18 protein-coding genes are annotated in these 20,026 nt (G+C 64.0%); 11 read left to right on the plus strand and 7 right to left on the minus strand.

Features of this window, described 5'->3' with window-relative positions:
• Positions 1 to 148 precede the first annotated feature (148 nt).
• Positions 149 to 1,057, minus strand: a complete 909-nt coding sequence (locus E8E95_RS07130; RefSeq protein WP_280349191.1) for a LysR substrate-binding domain-containing protein — start codon at positions 1,055 to 1,057, stop codon at positions 149 to 151.
• 110 nt (positions 1,058 to 1,167) lie between these two features.
• Between E8E95_RS07130 and E8E95_RS07135 the strand changes: the two genes are divergently transcribed.
• From E8E95_RS07135 to E8E95_RS07160, 6 genes are all read left to right on the plus strand, one after another.
• Positions 1,168 to 2,247: a tartrate dehydrogenase gene (locus E8E95_RS07135; protein ID WP_280349280.1), complete on the plus strand. Its 1,080-nt coding sequence runs from the start codon at positions 1,168 to 1,170 to the stop codon at positions 2,245 to 2,247.
• A gap of 214 nt (positions 2,248 to 2,461) precedes the next feature.
• Positions 2,462 to 4,075, plus strand: a complete 1,614-nt coding sequence (locus E8E95_RS07140; protein ID WP_280349192.1) for a BCCT family transporter — start codon at positions 2,462 to 2,464, stop codon at positions 4,073 to 4,075.
• Positions 4,076 to 4,318: 243 nt separating this feature from the next.
• Positions 4,319 to 5,440 (plus strand): ring-hydroxylating oxygenase subunit alpha, encoded by a 1,122-nt coding sequence (locus E8E95_RS07145; RefSeq protein WP_280349193.1) that lies wholly within the window; start codon positions 4,319 to 4,321, stop codon positions 5,438 to 5,440.
• A gap of 58 nt (positions 5,441 to 5,498) precedes the next feature.
• Positions 5,499 to 6,947 (plus strand): NAD-dependent succinate-semialdehyde dehydrogenase, encoded by a 1,449-nt coding sequence (locus E8E95_RS07150; protein ID WP_280349194.1) that lies wholly within the window; start codon positions 5,499 to 5,501, stop codon positions 6,945 to 6,947.
• A 65-nt stretch (positions 6,948 to 7,012) separates the two neighbouring features.
• Positions 7,013 to 7,984, plus strand: a complete 972-nt coding sequence (locus tag E8E95_RS07155) for a PDR/VanB family oxidoreductase (protein WP_280349195.1) — start codon at positions 7,013 to 7,015, stop codon at positions 7,982 to 7,984.
• 66 nt (positions 7,985 to 8,050) lie between these two features.
• Positions 8,051 to 9,163 carry a PAS domain S-box protein gene (locus tag E8E95_RS07160; protein WP_280349196.1) on the plus strand — a complete coding sequence of 371 codons (1,113 nt, stop codon included), beginning with the start codon at positions 8,051 to 8,053 and terminating at the stop codon, positions 9,161 to 9,163.
• A gap of 334 nt (positions 9,164 to 9,497) precedes the next feature.
• Here the strand turns inward: E8E95_RS07160 and E8E95_RS07165 are convergent, their stop codons facing one another.
• From E8E95_RS07165 to E8E95_RS07175, 3 genes are all read right to left on the minus strand, one after another.
• On the minus strand, positions 9,498 to 9,884 hold the full coding sequence (locus tag E8E95_RS07165) for a VOC family protein (RefSeq protein ID WP_280349197.1): 387 nt from the start codon (positions 9,882 to 9,884) through the stop codon (positions 9,498 to 9,500).
• An 85-nt stretch (positions 9,885 to 9,969) separates the two neighbouring features.
• Entirely contained in the window at positions 9,970 to 11,412 is a 1,443-nt protein-coding gene (locus tag E8E95_RS07170; RefSeq protein ID WP_280349198.1) for a SulP family inorganic anion transporter, read from the minus strand.
• Positions 11,413 to 11,516: 104 nt separating this feature from the next.
• Positions 11,517 to 11,951, minus strand: a complete 435-nt coding sequence (locus E8E95_RS07175; RefSeq protein WP_280349199.1) for a helix-turn-helix domain-containing protein — start codon at positions 11,949 to 11,951, stop codon at positions 11,517 to 11,519.
• 81 nt (positions 11,952 to 12,032) lie between these two features.
• Here E8E95_RS07175 and E8E95_RS07180 point away from each other — a divergent pair, with 81 nt between their 5' ends.
• Complete coding sequence (locus E8E95_RS07180; protein WP_280349200.1) at positions 12,033 to 12,518, plus strand: DUF2938 domain-containing protein; 486 nt, start codon at positions 12,033 to 12,035, stop codon at positions 12,516 to 12,518.
• A 47-nt stretch (positions 12,519 to 12,565) separates the two neighbouring features.
• On the opposite strand, the gene E8E95_RS07185 is transcribed toward E8E95_RS07180, so the two are convergent.
• A complete protein-coding gene (locus E8E95_RS07185) occupies positions 12,566 to 13,132 on the minus strand; it encodes a hypothetical protein (RefSeq protein WP_280349201.1) in 567 nt (188 codons plus the stop codon).
• 193 nt (positions 13,133 to 13,325) lie between these two features.
• Here E8E95_RS07185 and E8E95_RS07190 point away from each other — a divergent pair, with 193 nt between their 5' ends.
• From E8E95_RS07190 to E8E95_RS07200, 3 genes are all read left to right on the plus strand, one after another.
• Positions 13,326 to 13,817: a sigma-70 family RNA polymerase sigma factor gene (locus tag E8E95_RS07190; protein ID WP_280349202.1), complete on the plus strand. Its 492-nt coding sequence runs from the start codon at positions 13,326 to 13,328 to the stop codon at positions 13,815 to 13,817.
• Between the two features lie 83 nt (positions 13,818 to 13,900).
• Positions 13,901 to 14,872 (plus strand): FecR family protein, encoded by a 972-nt coding sequence (locus tag E8E95_RS07195; RefSeq protein ID WP_280349203.1) that lies wholly within the window; start codon positions 13,901 to 13,903, stop codon positions 14,870 to 14,872.
• Between the two features lie 116 nt (positions 14,873 to 14,988).
• A complete protein-coding gene (locus tag E8E95_RS07200) occupies positions 14,989 to 17,424 on the plus strand; it encodes a TonB-dependent siderophore receptor (protein WP_280349281.1) in 2,436 nt (811 codons plus the stop codon).
• 165 nt (positions 17,425 to 17,589) lie between these two features.
• Here the strand turns inward: E8E95_RS07200 and E8E95_RS07205 are convergent, their stop codons facing one another.
• Positions 17,590 to 17,733 carry a hypothetical protein gene (locus E8E95_RS07205; RefSeq protein WP_162945806.1) on the minus strand — a complete coding sequence of 48 codons (144 nt, stop codon included), beginning with the start codon at positions 17,731 to 17,733 and terminating at the stop codon, positions 17,590 to 17,592.
• 149 nt (positions 17,734 to 17,882) lie between these two features.
• On the opposite strand from E8E95_RS07205, the gene prpD reads away from it, so the two are divergent.
• Positions 17,883 to 19,367, plus strand: coding sequence for a 2-methylcitrate dehydratase (gene prpD, locus E8E95_RS07210; RefSeq protein WP_280349204.1), 1,485 nt, complete (start codon positions 17,883 to 17,885; stop codon positions 19,365 to 19,367).
• A gap of 45 nt (positions 19,368 to 19,412) precedes the next feature.
• On the opposite strand, the gene E8E95_RS07215 is transcribed toward prpD, so the two are convergent.
• Complete coding sequence (locus E8E95_RS07215) at positions 19,413 to 19,757, minus strand: hypothetical protein (RefSeq protein ID WP_280349205.1); 345 nt, start codon at positions 19,755 to 19,757, stop codon at positions 19,413 to 19,415.
• Positions 19,758 to 20,026: the final 269 nt, after the last annotated feature.

Genomic DNA, 20,026 nt, shown 5'->3' on the forward strand with positions numbered 1-20,026 from the left:
ACCCCAGCCCTCTCCAGGGGGAGAGGGAGCCGTTCCGTGTCAGACGTTGCGTTGGTATTCAGTTGGGTAGGGTGGATGTCGCTTTTTACATCCACCATTCGGCGCCAATGGCCACCTCCGCTGGTGGGTCGATGAAGCGTGACCCACCCTACGAAAGGCCCTGGTGCTCCTGGAAATACTGGCGGAAGAACTCCACGGTCACGCGGATCTTGGCCGAGGTGGCAAGGGGCGCGGCGTACACCGCCCAGATGTTCGCCGGCTGGCGATACTCGGGCAGGACATGCACAAGGCGCCCGCATTCCAGGCTGTCGCTGACGTCCCACCAGGAGCGCAGGGCAATGCCGCGTCCGTCCACGGCCCACTGATGGACGATCTCGCCGTGGTTGGCGGAGAGCGGCCCCGTGACCTTCACGTTCTCCTCGCCGGCCGGCCCGCGCAGGCGCCAGAGTCCGAAGGGGTGGTCGCGCTCCTTGATCACCAGGCAGTCGTGACCGGCCAGCTCAGCCAGGCTGCCGGGTTCGCCGTGGCGCGCCAGGTAGGAAGGGGCGGCACAGAGAATCCGGCTGTTTTCGGCCAGCGGCTTGGCGATCAGGTTGGGGGCGATGTTGTCGCCGATGCGGATGTCGAGATCGAAGCCTTCGTCGATCAGGTCCACCAGCCGGTCGAACAGGTCCAGGCGGATATCCAGCGCCGGATAACGCTCCGACAGCGCCGATAACGCCGGAGCCACCAGGCGCCGTCCAAGACCGAAGCTGCTGACGATGCGCAACTGCCCACGCGGCTCCTGATGCAGCTCGGACACTTCGTCGGTCATCCGTTCCACCGCATCGAAGATGGTCTGTGCCCAGCGGTACACGCGCTCACCGTCCTCGCTCACCGCCACGCGACGGGTGGTGCGGTGCAGCAGGCGCACGCCGAGGCTTTCCTCCAGCAGACGGATGCGCTTGCTGACGAAGGCGGGGGAGGTGCCCATCTCGCTGGCGGCGGCGGCGAAGCTGGAACGGCGGGCGACGAGGACGAAGACGCGGAGGTCTTCCAGGTTGGGCAGACTGTTCACGATTCGTGTCTTATCTATCAATGAAGTACTGGATTATCTTTGTTGCAGGTCCTTATAGCATGGTCATCACCCCGCCTGAACAGGGCGCCTTCACCAAGGGCACGACCAGCATGAACAAGACATTCAAGATCGCCGCTATTCCCGGCGACGGCATCGGCAACGAAGTTCTCCCCGAAGGCCTGAGGGTCGTCGAAGCAGCCGCTCGCAAGTGGGGCCTGGACCTTTCCTTCGAGACCATCGAATGGGCCAGCTGCGACTACTACCTGCAACACGGCAAGATGATGCCGGACGACTGGTTCGAGCAGCTCAAGGGCTTCGATGCGCTCTATTTCGGCGCCGTGGGCTGGCCGGACAAGGTGCCCGACCACATCTCTCTCTGGGGCTCGCTGCTGAAGTTCCGCCGCGACTTCGACCAGTACGTGAACATCCGCCCGGTGCGCCTGTTCCCCGGTGTGCCGTGCCCGCTGGCCGGCCGTGAGCCGGGCGATATCGACTTCGTGGTGATCCGCGAGAACACCGAGGGTGAGTACTCCTCTCTGGGCGGTCGCATGTTCGAAGGAACTGAGCACGAGTTCGTGCTGCAGGAGTCGGTGTTCACCCGTCGTGGTGTCGACCGCATCCTCAAGTACGCCTTTGACCTGGCCCAGACCCGCGAGCGCAAGCAACTGACCGCCGCCACCAAGTCCAACGGCATGGCGGTGAGCATGCCCTACTGGGACGAGCGGGTGGCCGCGATGGCTGCGAAGTACCCGGAGATCAAGTGGGACAAGCAGCACATCGACATCCTCTGCGCGCGCTTCGTGCTGCAGCCGGATCGCTTCGACGTGGTGGTGGCCTCCAACCTGTTCGGCGACATCCTCTCCGACCTCGGCCCGGCGTGTGCTGGCACCATCGGCATCGCGCCCTCGGCCAACCTCAACCCGGAGCGCACCTTCCCGTCGCTGTTCGAGCCGGTGCACGGTTCGGCCCCGGACATCTACGGGCGCAACATTGCCAACCCTATCGCGATGATCTGGTCTGGCGCGCTGATGCTCGACTTCCTCGGTAATGGCGACGAGCGCTACAAGGCGGCCCATGACGGCATCCTGCAAGCCATCGAACAGGTGATCGCCGAAGGTCCTGTGACACCGGACCTGGGCGGCAAGGCCTCGACCCAGGAAGTGGGCAAGGCCATCGCTGACGCACTGTAAGACTCATCCGGCCGCCCCGTGAAAACGAGGCGGCCGGCGCTTTTCCGCAGGTGACAAGCGGCCTGCAAATTGTCCGACAGGAGTTGCTTTAAAAGCGCATTTCGGACAAGCTGTTAACCAATGGATTAACGTAAACCAATGATTAACAAGTAGCGTAGTCCGGTAGCTTCCCTGCCTGAGGGAGCGCCGGGTTATCCAGTTCCAGGAGCAATAGATGTCCAACAACAATAAGAAAGACATGTTCTTGATCACGGCGAGCCTGATCGCCGTGGCCTTGACCGTGTTTGGCCTTGCTGCTTTCCCTGCCGAGTCGGAGGCCATGGCCAACCGGCTCTTCGAGATTTCCACCCGAACCTTCGGCACCACGGTGCAGCTGTTCGTGTTCGGCACTGCCCTGGCCGTGCTGTACCTGGCCTTCAGCAAGTACGGGAACATCCGTCTTGGCAACGGCAAGCCGGAGTACTCGAACATGACCTGGGTGTTCATGTTCATCTGCGCGGGAATGGGCTCCTCGACCCTCTACTGGGGTGTGATGGAGTGGGCCTACTACTATCAGACGCCCGGCCTGAACATCGCTCCCGGCTCCCGCGAAGCGCTGGACTTCAGCGTCAGCTATTCCTTCTTCCACTGGGGTATCAGCGCCTGGTCGCTCTATGCGCTGTCGTCGCTGGCCCTGGCCTATCACTTCCACGTGCGCAAGAAGAGCGGTCTGGGCCTGGCTTCGATCATCGAAGCGGTCACCGGCTTCCGCGCCAATGGTCCAGTGGGCCGCCTGGTTGACCTGATCTTCCTGCTCACCATGTTCGGCGCGCTGACCGTTTCCCTGGCGCTCACGGCCTCCACCCTGACCCGCGGCTTGGCGGGCCTGACCGGCATTCCGGACACCTTCGTCACCCAGCTGGTGGTGATCGGCGCCGTGGCGGTGATCTTCTCCCTGAGCTCCTACATTGGCATCGACGGCGGCATGCAGCGCCTGTCGAAGATGGTTTGCGTGGGTGCCCTGGCCTTCGCTGGCGTGGTGTTCCTGGTCGGCCCGACCCAGTTCACCCTGAACAACACCGCCAACGCCATCGGCCTGATGATCCAGAACTACGTGCACATGAGCCTGTTCACCGACCCGGCGGGCGACGGCGCCTTCACCCGCAACTGGACGGTGTTCTACTGGCTCTGGTGGGTGTCCTACGCGCCGGGCGTGGCGATGTTCGTGACCCGTGTATCCAAGGGCCGCAAGATCAAGGAAGTGGTCGCCGCACTGCTGCTGGGCGGTAGTCTGGGCTGCTGGTTCTTCTTCGGTGCGCTGGAAAGCTACAGCATGCATCAGTTCATCACCGGCGCCATCGACGTGCCGCGCATCCTCAGCGAGCAGGGTGGTGAGACTGCCGTGGAAATGCTGCTGACCTCGCTGCCCTTCGGCAAAGTGTTCCTGGCGGTGTACCTGTTCATCATGGCGGTGTTCTGCGCTTCCCACATGGACGCAGCGGCCTACGCCGTGGCAGCCACCAGCACCCGCAACCTCAAGGAAGGCCAGGACCCGACTCCGACCCACCGCCTGTTCTGGTGCGTGATGCTGACCCTGATCCCGCTGGCCATGCTGTTCGCCAAGGCATCGCTGTCCACCATGAAAACCGCCGTGGTGCTGACCGCGATTCCGTTCCTGGTGATCCTGCTGACCAAGATCTACGGCTTCTTCAAGTGGATGGTGCAGGACTACGGCAGCATGCCGGCCCACCTGATCGAGGAAGAAGCGGTGCGTCGCGCTCTGGACGAGAGCGTCGAGCCGCCGCAAGCGGAAGAGGGCGTGCGCCTGAAACCTGCTACCGCGCAATGAGTTGAGTTGTACCTGCACACGGACGTGCAGGGTGGTGCTCTTGTAGGTTGGGCTGAGCTCTGCGAAGCCCAACGCGATGCTGAGCTAGGCTGTTGGGCTTCGCTTCGCTCAGCCGCAACCTACCGGCCTTTGGCCAAAAAATTTTGCCCAATCTGTTAACTGACAGATTTGCGTTAACCAATAGTAAATAGCTGTGATGGCGCGGCCCCGGTCGATGCCTTTCAAATGCCTGGAGTACATAAGATGAACGATATCCAACGCCTCCCTGCCGACTTCTGCGCCAACGCCGATGAGGCCTACACCATTCCTGCCAGCTACTACACCCGTCCGGAGATCTTCGAGCACGAAAAGGAAAAGATCTTCGCCAACAGCTGGGTCTGCGTGGGCCATCGCAGCGAAGTCGCCGAGAACAACGCCTACATCACCCGCGAATACATCGGCGAGAGCATCATCATCGTGCGCGGCCGCGACGCTGAACTGCGCGCCTTCTACAACGTCTGCCCGCACCGTGGCCACCAGCTGCTGCAGGGCGACGGCAAGGCGAAGAACGTGATCACCTGCCCGTACCACGCCTGGACCTTCAAGCTGGACGGCGAACTGGCTCACGCGCGCAACTGCGATCACGTCGCCAACTTCGACAAGGCCAACTCCAGCCTGGTGCAGCTGCGCGTGGAGGAATATGCCGGCTTCATCTTCGTCAACATGAACAAGGACGCAGGTTCAGTCGAAGAGCAGCTGCCCTGTCTGGGAGCTCGCATCCGCCAGGCCTGCCCGGTGGTGGACGAGCTGCACCTGGCCGCCCGTTTTGTCACCGAGACCCCGGCCAACTGGAAGTCCATCGTCGACAACTACATGGAGTGCTACCACTGCGCCCCGGCCCATCCGGGCTTCTCCGACTCCGTCGACGTTGGCCAGTACACCCATACCATGCATGGCAACTGGTCGCTCCAGTACGGCCTGGCCAAACCGTCGGAGAAGTCCTTCAAGTTCGACGAGTCGGTGAAGGACCCGTCCTTCAGCGGCTTCTGGGTCTGGCCGTGCACCATGTTCAACGCGCCGCCCGGCGGCAACTTCATGACCGTGATCTACGAGTTCCCGGTCAGCGCCGAAGTGACCCTGCAGCACTACGACATCTACTTCCTCAACAAGGACATCACCCCCGAGCAGCAGTCGCTGATCGAGTGGTACCGCGACGTGTTCCGTCCGGAAGACCTGCGCCTGGTGGAAAGCGTGCAGAAGGGCCTGAAGTCCCGTGGCTACCGTGGCCAGGGCCGGATCATGGTGGACAGCCAGCGCAGCGGCCAGAGCGAGCATGGCATCGCCCACTTCCACAACCTGATTGCCGTCGCCCACCTGGACCGTTGATGACCCTGGCCGCCGCCTGCGTGCGGCGGCCCGCGTCACGTGCATGAGGAATTCCCGAGTGAACCTGAAAGACAATGACCTGTTCTGCCAGCAGGCCTTCATCGCCGGCGCCTGGTGCGACGCCGATGACGCTCGCACGGTGGACGTGACCGACCCGGCCAGCGGCGATCTGCTGGGCCGCGTGCCGAACATGGGCGGCAGCGAAACCCTGCGCGCCATCGAAGCCGCCGATGCCGCACTGCCGGCCTGGCGTGCGCGCACCGCCAAGGAACGTGCGCAGATCCTGCGTCGCTGGTTCGAGCTGATGCTCCAGCATGAAGATGACCTGGCGCGCCTGATGACCCTGGAGCAGGGCAAGCCTCTGACCGAAGCCGTGGGCGAGATTCGCTATGCCGCGTCCTTCATCGAGTGGTTCGCCGAAGAAGGCAAGCGCATCTATGGCGACGTGATTCCCTCGCCGGCCGGCGACAAGCGCCTGGTGGTGATCAAGCAGGGCATCGGCGTCTGCGCTGCCATCACGCCCTGGAACTTCCCCTCGGCCATGATCACCCGCAAGGTGGCGCCGGCCCTGGCGGCGGGCTGCACCATAGTGGTCAAGCCGGCCAACGAGACCCCGTTCTCCGCCCTGGCACTGGCCGAGTTGGCGAAGCGCGCGGGCGTGCCGGACGGCGTTCTCAGCATCGTCACCGGCGACGCGATCGCCATCGGCGCCCAGCTCACCAGCCACCCGCTGGTGCGCAAGCTGAGCTTCACCGGCTCCACCCCGGTGGGCCGCCTGCTGATGGGCCAGTGCGCGCCCACCATCAAGAAGGTTTCCCTGGAGCTGGGCGGCAATGCGCCCTTCATTGTCTTCGACGACGCCGATATCGACGCCGCCGTGGAAGGGGCGTTGGTCGCCAAGTACCGCAACGCTGGCCAGACCTGCGTTTGCGTCAACCGCTTCTACGTGCATGACGCCGTCTACGACACCTTCGCCGAACGCTTTGCCGCCCGCGTGCGCGACCTGCGCGTCGGCCATGGCCTGGAAGGCGCCACCCAGATCGGCCCGCTGATCACCGGCAAGGCGCTGGACAAGGTGCAGAGCCTGATCGCCGACGCGGTGGAGAAGGGCGCCGACATTCTGGTGGGCGGCGATGGCCACGAACTGGGCGGCAACTTCCTGCAGCCCACGGTGCTGACCGGCGTGGCGCCGGGCATGCAGCTGCTGGATGAGGAAATCTTCGGTCCGGTGGCGCCTCTGGTGCGCTTCTCCTCCGACGAGGAAGTGCTGCGTCTGGCTAACGACACCCTCTACGGCCTGGCGGCGTATTTCTACAGCCGCGACATAGGCCGCGTGTGGAAGATCGCCGAGCAGCTGGAGTACGGCATGGTCGGCATCAACACCGGCCTGATCTCCAACGAGGTGGCCCCCTTCGGTGGCGTCAAGCAGTCCGGCCTCGGCCGCGAAGGCTCGAAGTACGGCATCGAGGACTACCTGGAAATGAAGTACCTGTGCCTCGCCGTTTGACGGCGGGCACCACGCACCATCAGGGCGGCCCCCGGCGCCGCCCGCAGTCGCAACAGAGGTGAGCGATGGCCAACTCCTACGAAATGATGTCTGCCCGCGTGACCGCGGTGGAGCAGGCAACCCCCCAGATCAAGCGCTTCACCCTGGAGCGCACCGACGGCCAGCCGCTGCCGGCCTTCACCGGCGGCAGCCACATCATCGTGCAGATGAACGGCGCCGACGGCCGCCAGTTCAGCAATGCCTACTCGCTGATGAACGATCCGGCCGACACCGCCAGCTATCAGATCGGCGTGCGCCTGGAAGAACAGTCCAAGGGCGGTTCGGCCTTCATGCACCAACAGGTCGAAGTGGGCACCGAACTGGTCATCTCCAGCCCCAACAACCTCTTCGCCATCGATCCTGCCGCCGGCAGGCATGTGCTGATCGCAGGCGGTATCGGCATCACTCCGTTCCTCGCCCAGCTCCCCGAGCTGCTTGCCCAGGACGCCCGCTACGAACTGCATTACGCCTTCCGCAGCCCGGAACACGGTGCCTTCCAGGGTGAACTGGCGGACGGTCCCCATGCCGGGAACGTGCGCTTCTATGTCGACAGCCTGGGCACCTCGCTGAACCTGGCGGAACTCATTGGTGGCATGGACGCGGATGCCCATGTCTACGTCTGCGGTCCCAAGCCGCTGATCGACGCGGTGATCGCCACCGCCAAGGCCCTGGGCATCGCCGACGCCCGCGTGCACTGGGAACAGTTCGCTGCCGCACCGGTCACCGGTGGCGCCTTCACCGTGGTGCTGGCCCAGTCCGGCCGCGAGCTGCAGGTGGAGGAGGGCATGACCATCCTCCAGGCCATCGAGAAATCCAACGCCGCCCAGGTGGAATGCCTGTGCCGCGAGGGCGTTTGCGGCACCTGCGAGACCCGCATCCTCGAAGGTGAAGCCGAGCACTTCGACCAGTACCTCTCCGACGACGAGAAAGCGGCCCAGCAGACCATGATGCTGTGCGTCTCCCGCGCGAAGGGGCAGCGCCTTGTTCTAGACCTCTAAGGCAGCGGGATAGGGCGGAGCTGGCGACGTGTATACTGCGTCGCCTGGCTCAGGGACATGCTCGCCATGACAGAAAACAGCTTCGCCTTCCGCCTCAAAGAACTGCTCGAACACCAGAAACTGACACTCCAGGCCGTGGCCACGGTGCTCGGCATTTCGCGTACTGCCGTGCACAAGTGGACCCGTGGCGGCGAGATCGACTACGACAACCTGCGCATGCTGGCCACCTTCCTCAAGGTCAACTGGATCTGGCTGCGCTATGGCGACGAGGCTCTGCAGGACGCCCAGCACGTGGAAGTGCAGGACCTGCCCATGACCGACGTTCGGCGCAAGTACACCGCCGAGATCATGGAAAGCGAAGCGCGCATGAAGCTGGCCCAGGAAAGCGCCGGCATCGTCAACTGGGAATGGAACCTGATCACCGATGAGGTCTCCTACTCGGCCAACGTCGAAGCCGTATACGGCTGGCCGGTGCGCCGCAATGAAGACTTCTGGGTCCATCTGCATCCCGACGATGTCGCCGCGCTTCAGGCCATCTACCGGGAGTGCGTGGCCGAGGGCAAAGGCTACGAATTCGATTTCCGCATCTTCCATCCCAACGGTGAACAGCGTTGGATCACCTCCCGCGCCACCTCGCTGCAGGACAGCTCCGGCCGCTCGGTGAAGATGGTCGGCGTGAGCCTGGACAGCACCGAACGCAAACGGGTGGAAGAAGAGCTGCGGCAGAGCGAGGAGCGCTTCCGCGCCATCTTCGAACTGGCCGGCGGTGCCCTGGCCTACATCGGCCTCGACGGGCAATGGCAGCGGGTCAACCAGCCGTTGTGCGAGCTGCTGGGCTACAGCGCCGACGAACTCGCCGGCCTGACCTTCCAGCAGCTCACCCACCCCGACGACCTTCCCGCGAACCTGGCCCAGGTCCAGCGTCTGCTGGAAGGAAAAGAGGCGGTCAGCACCATGGAGAAACGCTTCCGTCGCAAGGACGGCAGCGACCTTTGGGTGAAGGTCCGCACCTCGGTCCAACGCAACCCCCGCGACGGCAGCCCGGAACACATGATCAGCGTCTACGACGACATCACCGCCACCCGCGCCGAGCGTCAGGTGCTGGAGGCGCGTATTGCGGAGTTGGAGCAGCGACTGGGCTTGGTGAAGGGCTCGTGTGGGGGCGATTTCAATCGCTGAGGGCGGCGGAGCTGCCCCTTGTGTAGAGGTTGGGCAGGACTGCGTCCTGCTTAGCGAATGAATTCGCCCCCACAGTACAAGTGCCAGCCAAACGGTCTCAGCCCGTAGGGTGGGCTTCAGCCCACCATCTAAGATTTGCGTGGGCTAAATCTACCCTACGAGGCGCTCTTCACAGGCAGGGAATCCCGGGTACGCACGGCGCCGCCGGCGCGAGTCACCCCTCGCCCTCTGGGAGAGGGGCCGGGGGTGAGGGTGATTACCGGCAGCTCGGAGTATCAGGGCAGCCCTTCGGCCTGCTTGGCGATTGAAATCGCCCCCACAAGAGCAAACAGCGTCAGCCCCGCCGCGCATAACTCACCGTCAACATCTCCCACTGATGCCCATCCGGCTCATTCCAGTAGACGATGGAACCGCCGTGTTCCTTGTCCACCTGATGGTCGACCGGCCCATGAACGGAGCTGCGATAGTCGATGCCCGCCGCCTTGATCCGCCCCAGGATCGCTTCGAATTCATTCGGGCTTACCCGGAAGCAGAAGTGGATCAGCGGAAACGGCTCACCCCATGCATCGAAGTCCAGGGTCAGCCCGTCATTGACGTAAACCGGCGCGAACGGGCCGATGCCGGTTGCCGACCAGGGCACATCCAGCAGCTCGGCCAGGAGCCTCGCCGAGCGCAGCTTGTCCCGCGCCGGCACCATCAGGTGATCGAGTTGAATGGCCATGGCAACCTCCTTGCGGATTTGCGCCTTCCTCCCGATCTAACTGCAGCGCAGAACCGCCACCCTCGCCAACCCGCCTGACGAGGGGTTAGTGCTGCTCTCCGGCGCGCTTGAGCAGCTTCTTGCAGCGCTCCGACAGGTGCAGCACGCGCAGGTGCTTGCCGGCCTTCGCGTAGCGCTCGCGCAAGGTCTTCAATGCGGCGATGGCGGAATAGTCGACGAAGCTCAGGTGCTGGCAGTCCAGGGTCACCTCGGCGGGGTCGCCCGCCGGGTCGAACTGGTTGAGGAACGGCGTGGTGGAGGCGAAGAACAGCGTGCCATGGACGCGGTACAGCTTGCTGCCGTCGCCATCCAGATGGCTGTCGGCGTAGAGCTCGCGGGCGTGGTGCCAGGCGAAGTTCAGCGCGGCGATGATGATGCCGCAGAGCACGGCGGTGGCGAGGTCAGTGAACACGGTGATGACGGTCACGGCGACTATCACCAGGACGTCATTCAGCGGCACCTTGCCGGCCACCCGTAAGGAACCCCAGGCGAAGGTCTGCTGGGCCACCACGAACATCACCCCCACCAGCGCCGCCAGTGGAATGCGCTCGATCAGCGGCGAGAGGAAGAGAATGAAGAGCAGGATCATCACTCCAGCTACCACGCCGGAAAGCCGACCCCGGCCGCCGGAGCTGAGGTTGATCACCGTCTGGCCGATCATGGCGCAGCCGCCCATGCCGCCGAAGGCACCGGAAACGATATTGGCCGCGCCCAGGGCCACGCATTCGCGATCCGGGTAGCCACGGCTCTCAGTGATCTCGTCGGTGAGGTTCAGGGTCAGCAGGGTTTCCAGCAGGCCCACCAGCGCCATCAGTACCGCATAGGGCGCGATGATCTTCAGGGTCTCCAGGCTCCAGGGAATGTCCGGCAGCGCCAGGGTGGGCAGGCCGCCGGCGATGTGGGCCATATCGCCCAGGGTGCGGGTGGGCAGGCCGAGCAGGTAGACCAGTAGCCCGACACCGAGAATCGCCACCAGCGCCGGTGGCACCGTGCGGGTCAGGCGTGGCAGGAGGTAGACGATGGCCATCGTCAGCGCCACCAGACCCAGCATCAGGTACAGCGGATTGCCGCTCAGCCAGTCTTCTCCTGCCTTGAAATGTTCCAGCTGGGCTAGCGCGATGATGATCGCCAGGCCGTTCACGAAGCCGAGCATCACCGGGTAGGGCACCATGCGCACCAGCTTGCCGAGGCGCAGCAGGCCAAACGCGATCATGATCAGGCCGCCCAGCAGCACTGTGGCGAGCAGGTATTGCACGCCGTGCTCCACCACCAGGGCGACGATCACCACAGCCATCGAACCCGCCGCCCCGGACACCATCCCCGGTCGGCCGCCGAACAGCGCCGTGAGGGTGCAGATGATGAAGGCGCCGTAGAGGCCCATCAGCGGGTTGAGGTGGGCGACCAGGGCGAAGGCGATGCATTCGGGGACGAGCGCGAAGGACGTGGTGAGTCCGGCCAGAACATCGGCGCGCAGACGGGCTGGTTTCATGGTGTACCTGAATCGAAGGGCCGGCGGCACCGGCCACGGGAATGGCGAAAGGGGGGCGGATGTTACGGATTTGGCGCTGACCCGGCCAGTCGACCGGTCCCTACCTATGACCTGTTCCTGGGCTTGGGCGCCGCCTTGTTCCAGCGCCGCTCGATGGCGCCGCTCGACGCGGCCTTCAGCAGTCGCTTGAAGGTCGGGCATTCCGAATGGCTCGGCGCAGGGCAGGCCGCGGCATGACGCAGGCCGTCGCTCATGGCTTTCAAACGCTTGACCAGCGCATCGATCTCATCGGCCTTGGCCGCGAGCAATTCACGGTCGATTTCCGGTTCGCCGTTGGGCGAGAACATCGAGCGGATCTCATCCAGCGACAACCCCGCCGCCTGGCCGAGGGAGATCAGCGCCAACTGGTCGAGAATCCCGGGCGCGAACCAGCGTCGGGTCCCTTGCTGGCTGAGGGACGTGATCAATCCTTTCTTCTCGTAGTAGCGCAGCGTGGAGGAGGGGAGCCCCGTGCGTCGAGCGACCTCGGCGATGTCCATTTGTAGTCCCTTGACTTGAAGTTGACTTCAACTTCTAGAGTGGCCCTGACACCCACCACCGTCAACGCGCAAGGGGCTCACATGAACGACATCATCAAGGTGATCAGCATTGGCATCGGCGCCACCGCCGTCATGGATATCTGGCTGATTTTCCTCAAACGCCTGGGCGTTCCGACGCTCAACTTCGCCTTCATTGGTCGCTGGGTAGGGCACTTGCTGCAGGGGCGCATCGCTCACGACGCCATCGCCAGGGCAGAACCGATTCCGGGCGAGTTGGCCCTTGGATGGCTCACCCATTACGCCATCGGTATTGCCTTCGCGACCTTGCTGGTGAGGTTGGCCGGCATCGAATGGGCGACCAATCCGACCTTGCTGCCCGCCGTGCTGGTGGGGATCGGAACCGTAGCCGCGCCGCTGTTGGTCATGCAGCCCGCCATGGGGGCGGGGTTCTTCGCCAACAAGACGCCGACGCCGTTGAAGAACTGCATGCGCAGCCTGGCCAACCACAGCGTGTTCGGCCTGGGGATGTTCCTCACCGCCGTGCTGGTGGATGGAATAACTCGCTGACTTTCATGTGCGCCGGTAGAACGCAGCGCCCGGCGGATTGGTCCGCCTCAGTTCAACCGATACATCGCCAGCTCATCCTTCGTCAGCACGCGCATCTGCGTCGGCTCGATGCTGTTCATGGTGTCCAGCAGGCTGAGGGGGACGTTCATGTCCTTGAGGTACGCGGTCGGGCTGTAGCCGATGCCGGTGGAGGCGGCGAGGGCGGAGTCACCGTGGGGGAAGTAGGGGCGGTGCAGGCCCACGTAGCCGCGTACGGTCTTGGTGCGGCCGGCAGCCAGGAGGTAGACGCAGCTGCCCTGGCACACGCCATTGGTGGGGACCATCACGTCGAAGCCGGTTTCCCGCAGCAGCCGGCCCATGCGGATGGCTTCGGTGACGCTGCCACCGATGTTGTCCAGCAGCGCGAGCTTGCGGTCGAACTTGCCGGGGTTGGCGCGCAGGCCCTTCATCAGCGCTTCGTAGTCGCCGGGGGCGATGTCCTCGGAGACCTGCACGGCGAGTATCCGGCCCGCCTTGGTGTTCTGGACGGGCTGGACTTCCACCTTGGCGAAGGTGGCGGCCGAGCAGAGGGTGGCAAGGCAGAAGACGGCGGCCCGGATTGCAGTACGGCTCATGGAACAGGCTCTTTCTGGAGAACGGTTGGCGACGGTCGGAGAAGATACCGAAAAAAGATGCCAAGTCTCCATATGACCTGAAAAGGGGCTTTCGTCGGACGGCCAATCAGTGGGGATGAGGGGAAATTGCGGTAACACTTGAGAGATATTATCATTCGCGACTTTCGATTTTCGGCTTCTCCCAATTCCCTAGATGCGCAAGCGCGAACACGGATTCTTCGAGCATTATGAAGAGCTCATCGGCACCTGGACGCGCCGGCTGAGAAGCCGCCATCGCGCCGAAGATTTTGCCCACGACGCGTTCGTCCGGGTACTCGAGGCTGACCAGGAGAGCGTCCAGCAGCCACGCGCCTACCTGCACCAGACGACCCGCAATATCGCCGTCGACCATTTCCGTCGCGAGGAGCGCCGCGCCTTGCTGGAGATGGACATCGCAGGTTCGGGCGATGAGTCGAAGGATGATCCCGAGTCCTTTATGCACGCAGTCCAGTTGGCGGATTCCATCGAGAAAGCCCTGGCCGAATTACCGGTGAACTGTCGCCAGGTGTTCGTCTGGCAGAAGCTGGAAGGGCTGAGCCAGGCCGAGATCGCCGAGCGCCTGGGGTTATCCAAGAACATGGTCGAGCGGTATATGATCCGCACCATTCGTCACCTGCGTGAGCGCCTGGATTTGAGCGCCACATGAACCGGAACCACCCAGAAGGGCATCAAGACCCGAGCCATGGACACCCACTGCAGCCTGATTCCCGCCACCTGGATGGCAGCCTGATGAAGCAAGCCGATTACGCCGACTGCAAGGTGCGCGACGAAGCCGCCCAGTGGTTCAGTCGCAACCGCGACCCCGAGCAGGGCAGCGACGAGCGTCGCGAATTCGAAGCCTGGCTGGCGGCAGCTGCGTCGCACCGATCCGAGTACCGCTTACTGGAAGAGATGTGGCGCGCCGTCGACCTGATCCCCGAGCAACGCTTGCGGGAGCTGTGCACGGCAGAAGTTCTGCCTTTGCCGGTGCGTTCGCGCCGGCGCTTCCTGCAGGGCGCGCTGGCAGCCGCAGCCAGTGTGGTGTTGGCGGGTGGTGCGACCTACCTGTTCGATCCCTTCTCATTGCGCGGCGAAAGCTATGCAACCCAATTGGGTGAGCGTCGCCAGGTGACTTTGGCCGATGGCTCGACCCTCGATCTCAACGGACGCACCCGCATCACCGTTATCTACAGCGCTGACCGCCGACTGGTGCGTCTGGAGGCCGGTGAAGCGATGTTCAGCGTGAAGTCGGACAAGGCCCGCCCCTTCGTGGTCGAAGCCGGGCCAGGCCGCGTCACCGTCACCGGTACGCGTTTCAATGTGCGACGGGATGTCGAGGATGTGCGCGTGGCGGTGGAGTCGGGCCGCGTCCTGGTAGCCGGCGAGCGGGGTGACGCAAATCGGCCGCTGCTGGCCGGCGACGGGGTGCGGGTGGCGGCCGATGGCGGGGTCGGTCCGGTACAGCGCATCGATATCGCGAGCATTACCGCCTGGCGGCAGGGCAAGCTGATCTTCAACGACGTGCCCCTCGTGGAAGTGGCTCAGGAAGTGTCCCGCTACAGGGAACAACCCCTGCGCGTTGCGGAGGAAGTGGCCAACCTGCGCTTCTCCAGCGTGTTCCGCGCCGATGACACCAACGCCTTGCTGACGGCCCTTCCGCGCATCCTTCCGGTCAAGGTCAGGACCCTGCCTGACGGGTCAAGCGAAATAATTCCGTTTTAGATTCAGGTTTTTTTTCTGTCGTTCGTCTTCTCGTCCGACTCTTTGCGCCCAGTGCAGTGCAGGGCGCTTTCTTTCAGGACCGGACGAACGTGATCAACGAAGTAACGCAACAAGCTGTGTCGCCAGATTCCTCCCGCAAGATTCCTCGTACCCACCGCTGGCTGCCCCTGAGCCTGGCCATCGCCCTGGCTGTCGGCAGCCTCGGTGCCGAAGCCGCCGAGCGCACTGAAGTCCACATTCCGGCGCAGTCCCTGGCCGGTGCCCTCGGCCAGCTGGGCAAGCAGACCTCGCTGCAGCTGTTCTTCAGCCCTGACCTGGTGGCGGGCAAACAGGCTCCCGCGGTCGATGGCAACCTGCTGCCGGAAGAAGTACTCGCGACCTTGTTGCAGGGCAGCGGCCTGACCTTCGACCTCTCGGACGGCACCGCCATCCTGCGTCGCGTATCCAGCGAAGAGCAGGGCGCGTCGGCCATGGAACTGCCGGCCTCCAGCATCACCGTTGTCGGTGACTGGCTGGGCACTGCCGAAGACGCTGTGGTGCAGAACCACCCCGGCGCCCGTACCGTGGTGCGCCGCGAAGCGATGATCGAGAAGGGTGCGATGAACGTGCGTGACGCGCTGCGCTCGGTGCCCGGCGTCCAGGTCCAGGAGTCCAACGGCACCGGGGGCAGCGACATCGCCCTCAACTTCGGCGTGCGCGGCCTCACTTCGCGTCTTTCGCCCCGTTCCACCGTACTGATCGACGGCGTGCCGGCCGCCTTCGCCCCCTACGGCCAGCCGCAGCTGTCCATGGCGCCGATCTCCATCGGCAACCTCGACAGCATCGACGTGGTCCGTGGCGCCGGTTCCGTGCGTTATGGCCCGCAGAACGTCGGTGGCGTGATCAACTTCGTCACCCGCGCCATCCCGGAGAAGTTCTCCGGTGAAGTCGGCACCAGCATGGAAGACACCGCCCATGGTGGCTGGAAGTACCTCAACAATGCCTTTCTCGGCGGCACCGCTGACAACGGCATCGGCGCCGCGCTGCTCTATTCGGGCGTGAATGGCGACGGTTACCGCGACGGCAACAACGACAACGACATTGACGACGTTTTGCTCAAGACCCACTGGGCGCCCACCGAGCAGGACGACCTGTCGCTGAACTTCCACTACTACGACGCCACCGCCGACATGCCGGGCGGCCTCACCCAGGCGCAGTACGACGACAACCCCTTCCAGTCCGACCGCGACTGGGACAACTTCAGCGGCCGCCGCAAGGACGTCTCGCTGAAATACCTGCGCCAGGTGGACGACGTCACCCAGGTGGAAGTGCTGACCTATTACAGCGACAGCTTTCGGGGCAGCCACATCGCCAGCCGCGACCAGAAGTTCCTCAATTCCTATCCGCGCAGCTACTACACCTACGGAATCGAGCCGCGCGTTTCGCGCATCTTTTTCGCCGGTGACAGCACCCACGAGGTGGGCGTTGGCTACCGCTACCTGAAAGAGGCCATGCACGAAGAAAGCAGCCGTGTGGCCCTGGTGAAGAACGTCCCGACGCCGACTCCCGGCCCATCGGCTGACGGCCATGTGTTCCAGGACCGCACCGGCGGCACCGAGGCCAACGCCTTCTACATCGACGACAAGATCGACGTGGGCCAATGGACCGTCACCCCGGGTGTGCGCTTCGAGAGCATCAACACCGACTGGCATGAGCGCCCGGTGATCGGCAGCAACGGCAAGCCGGTGCAGGAGAAGAACCGCAGTAAGGACTACAACGAGCCGCTGCCGGCCCTTGCCGTGATGTACCACCTCTCGGATTCCTGGAAGCTGTTCGCCAACTACGAGACCTCGTTCGGCAGCCTGCAGTACTTCCAGCTCGGCCAGGGCGGGGAGGGCGACAACGCGGCTAATGGCCTGGAACCGGAGAAAGCCAAGACCTACGAACTGGGCACGCGCTACAACAGCCAGACCTGGGGCGGCGAAGCGACGCTGTTCTACATCGACTTCGACCACGAGCTGCAATTCATCAGCAACGATGTGGGCTGGACCAACCTGGGCGCTACCAAGCACCAGGGCCTGGAACTGTCCGGCTACTACAATCTGGACGAACTGCTCTCCGGACTGAGCCTGACCGGCACCTATACCTTCACCCGCGCCACCTATGAAGGCGACATTCCGGGCTTCAAGACCCGCGACCTGCCGTTCTACTCGCGTCATGTGGCCAACGTCGGCCTGCGCTACCAGGCGGATCGCTGGACCTACAACTTCGACGGCTACGCCCAGTCCGGCCAGCGAGCTCCGGGTACCGGTATCGATGCCAACGGCAACTTCACCGGCGACTACATCACCGAACCGACCGCTGACGGCCAGTTCGGCGATATCCCCGGCTACGTGACCTGGAGCGCCCGTGGTGCCTACGACTTCGGCGAGCAGTTGTCCAACCTGAAGGTGGGCGTGGGTGTGAAGAACATCTTCGACAAGCAGTACTTCACCCGTTCCAGCGACAACAACGCGGGCATCTACGTCGGCCAGCCGCGCACCTGGTACATCCAGGCCAGCGTAGGGTTCTGACGCGAGCGCTTTGTGCTCTTGTGGGGGCGATTTCAATCGCGAATGATTTCGCTCCCACAGGTAAAACCAACCGGTAGCCCACCCTCGAATTGTTGGGGAGACCTTCGGCCTCCTTGGCGAATGAATTCGCCCCCACAAAAAGAACCACCTTGTCCCTCCCCATCCTCAATCCCAATCGTCTGGCTTCTTGTCCTTGCTCGGCGCCTTGTCGCTGATGCGCTTCACGTCCGCCGCCGGCACCTGTTCCGGTGGCTGGCTCGGGCCTTGGGGTTTGGGCGCGGGTGTGCGCACGTTGGGGTCGCTGTTCATGGGCACCTCCGATTTCTCTGTCCCCTAAGCGCAGCACAAGGTGGCGCGTCGCGCTGGCCACCTGTCGCCCGGCGGGTTTCATCGGCTGGGGCCAGCCTTTGCCAAGTCAGGGCCTAGACTGGAAGCCATCGCCACAAGGAGACAGGGCCATGAGCAGCAACGTCGACCTGAACCAGCGGCCACCCTATGACCCGGTGATCGAGACCATTGCGGACTACGCCCTGGATTATCGGGTGGAGTCTGCAGAGGCCCTGGGCACGGCCCGCAATTGCCTGATGGACAGCCTCGGTTGCGCCTTGATGGCATTACGCTTTCCCGAATGCACCAAGCTGCTCGGCCCCCTGGTGGAAGGCACCCAGGTGCCTCAGGGGGCGCGGGTGCCGGGCACGTCCTACCGGATGGACCCGGTCAAGGCGGCCTGGGACCTCGGCGCGATGATCCGCTGGCTGGACTTCAACGACACCTGGCTGGCGGCGGAGTGGGCGCACCCCTCCGATAACCTGGGCGGCATCCTCGCGGTGGCCGACCACCTGTCGCAGCGGCGCGTGGCCAGGGGGGAGCCACCCTTGACCATGCGCCTGGTGCTGGAAGCCATGGTCAAGGCCCACGAGATACAAGGCGTGATGGCCCTGGAAAATTCCTTCAATCGCGTCGGGCTGGACCATGTGGTGCTGGTCAAGCTCGCATCCACTGCCGTCTGCGCCTGGCTGATGGGCGCCAGTCGCGAACAGATGCTCTCGGCCATCTCCCACGCCCTGGTGGATGGCCAGGCCCTGCGCACCTACCGCCACGCGCCCAATGCCGGCTCGCGCAAGTCCTGGGCGGCGGGCGATGCCACCAGTCGGGGCGTGCGCCTGGCGGATATCGCCATGCGTGGGGAAATGGGCGTTCCCGGCGTGCTCAGCGCGCCGCAATGGGGCTTCTACGACGTGTCCTATAGCCACACCAACAAGGACCTGGCGACCAAACCGCTGGAAAAGCACCACTTCAGCCTGCCCCAGCCCTTCGGCAGCTACGTGATGGAGAACATCCTGTTCAAGGTCAGCTATCCCGCCGAATTCCACGGCCAGACGGCCTGCGAAGCGGCGGTGCGGTTGCACCCCCTGGTGCGCAACCGCATCACGGAGATCGACCGCATCCTCATCACCACCCAGGAGTCGGCCATTCGCATCATTTCCAAGGAGGGCGCCTTGGCCAACGCCGCCGACCGGGACCATTGCCTGCAGTACATGACGGCGGTCGCCCTGGCTTATGGCGATCTGGCGGCCGAGCATTACGAAGACGATTTCCATCAATCCCATCCGATCATCGACCGCCTGCGCGAATGCATGGAAGTGGTCGAAGACCCCCGCTACAGCCGTGAGTATCTGGAAGCCGACAAACGCTCCATCGCCAACGCCGTGCAGGTGTTCTACAAGGACGGCCGGCACACCGAGAAGATGGAGGTGGAATACCCCATGGGCCACCGCCGCCGGCGCAGCGAGGGAATGCCGTTGCTGGAGGAGAAATTCAAGACCAGCCTGGCGACCCGCTTCGCGCCCCATCGTTGCGCGGAGATCCTGGCGCTGTGCAAGGACCAGACTGCCCTGGAGGCAATGCCCGTGGATCGGTTCGTGGAGTTCTTCGTTGGCTAGCTGACAGGTGGAGAGAGCCCCGGAGCGGGGCTCCGCACCATCGCATCAATCGTCGTAACGGTCGTGGTCGCGGTCGAAGTCGCGGCTACGGCAGACCTTTTCCTTGTCGAAGACTTCCCGGGACGCATCGATGCGCACCCGGCAGGGGCCGTCACGGTAGTCGCGGTGCCACTCGCCGCGGCGCCAGCTCTTACCGCGCCCGTCCGGGCAGCGGATGACCTTCCGGTAATAGCCGCGGTCGGTGATTTCCTTCACCCGACAAGGGCCATCGCGGTAGTGCTCGACCCTGCCGTCATCATCGTCCCGTCTGTGGTCGGCCTGGGCACTCTGCATGGTGCCGGCAAGGGTTGCGACCAGAACAAACACACCCACTAGCGGGCCTGTTTTCATTGCTTTACCTCGATTCCGATACGACTGGAGTGGGCCAGTGTCCACGCGCTCATCGCGAGGCTCGACCTGGCGACGAATATGACCACGCGGCGGCATTTTTGCTCCGTGGTGCAACGCGTCCGAACGAGGCACGGGGGAGGGTGGTCATACCTATACTCATAGGACCTGGGCCGACTGGCCCACGGGACGGGCGAACTCTCATGAGCGCTGCGCAAGTTTCCCCTCGAACTCGGGCGGAACAGGTGCCCGGCAGGCTCTTCGGAACCCCG

This window comes from Pseudomonas sp. BN414, from assembly GCF_029871275.1.
Lineage (GTDB): Bacteria > Pseudomonadota > Gammaproteobacteria > Pseudomonadales > Pseudomonadaceae > Metapseudomonas > Metapseudomonas resinovorans_C.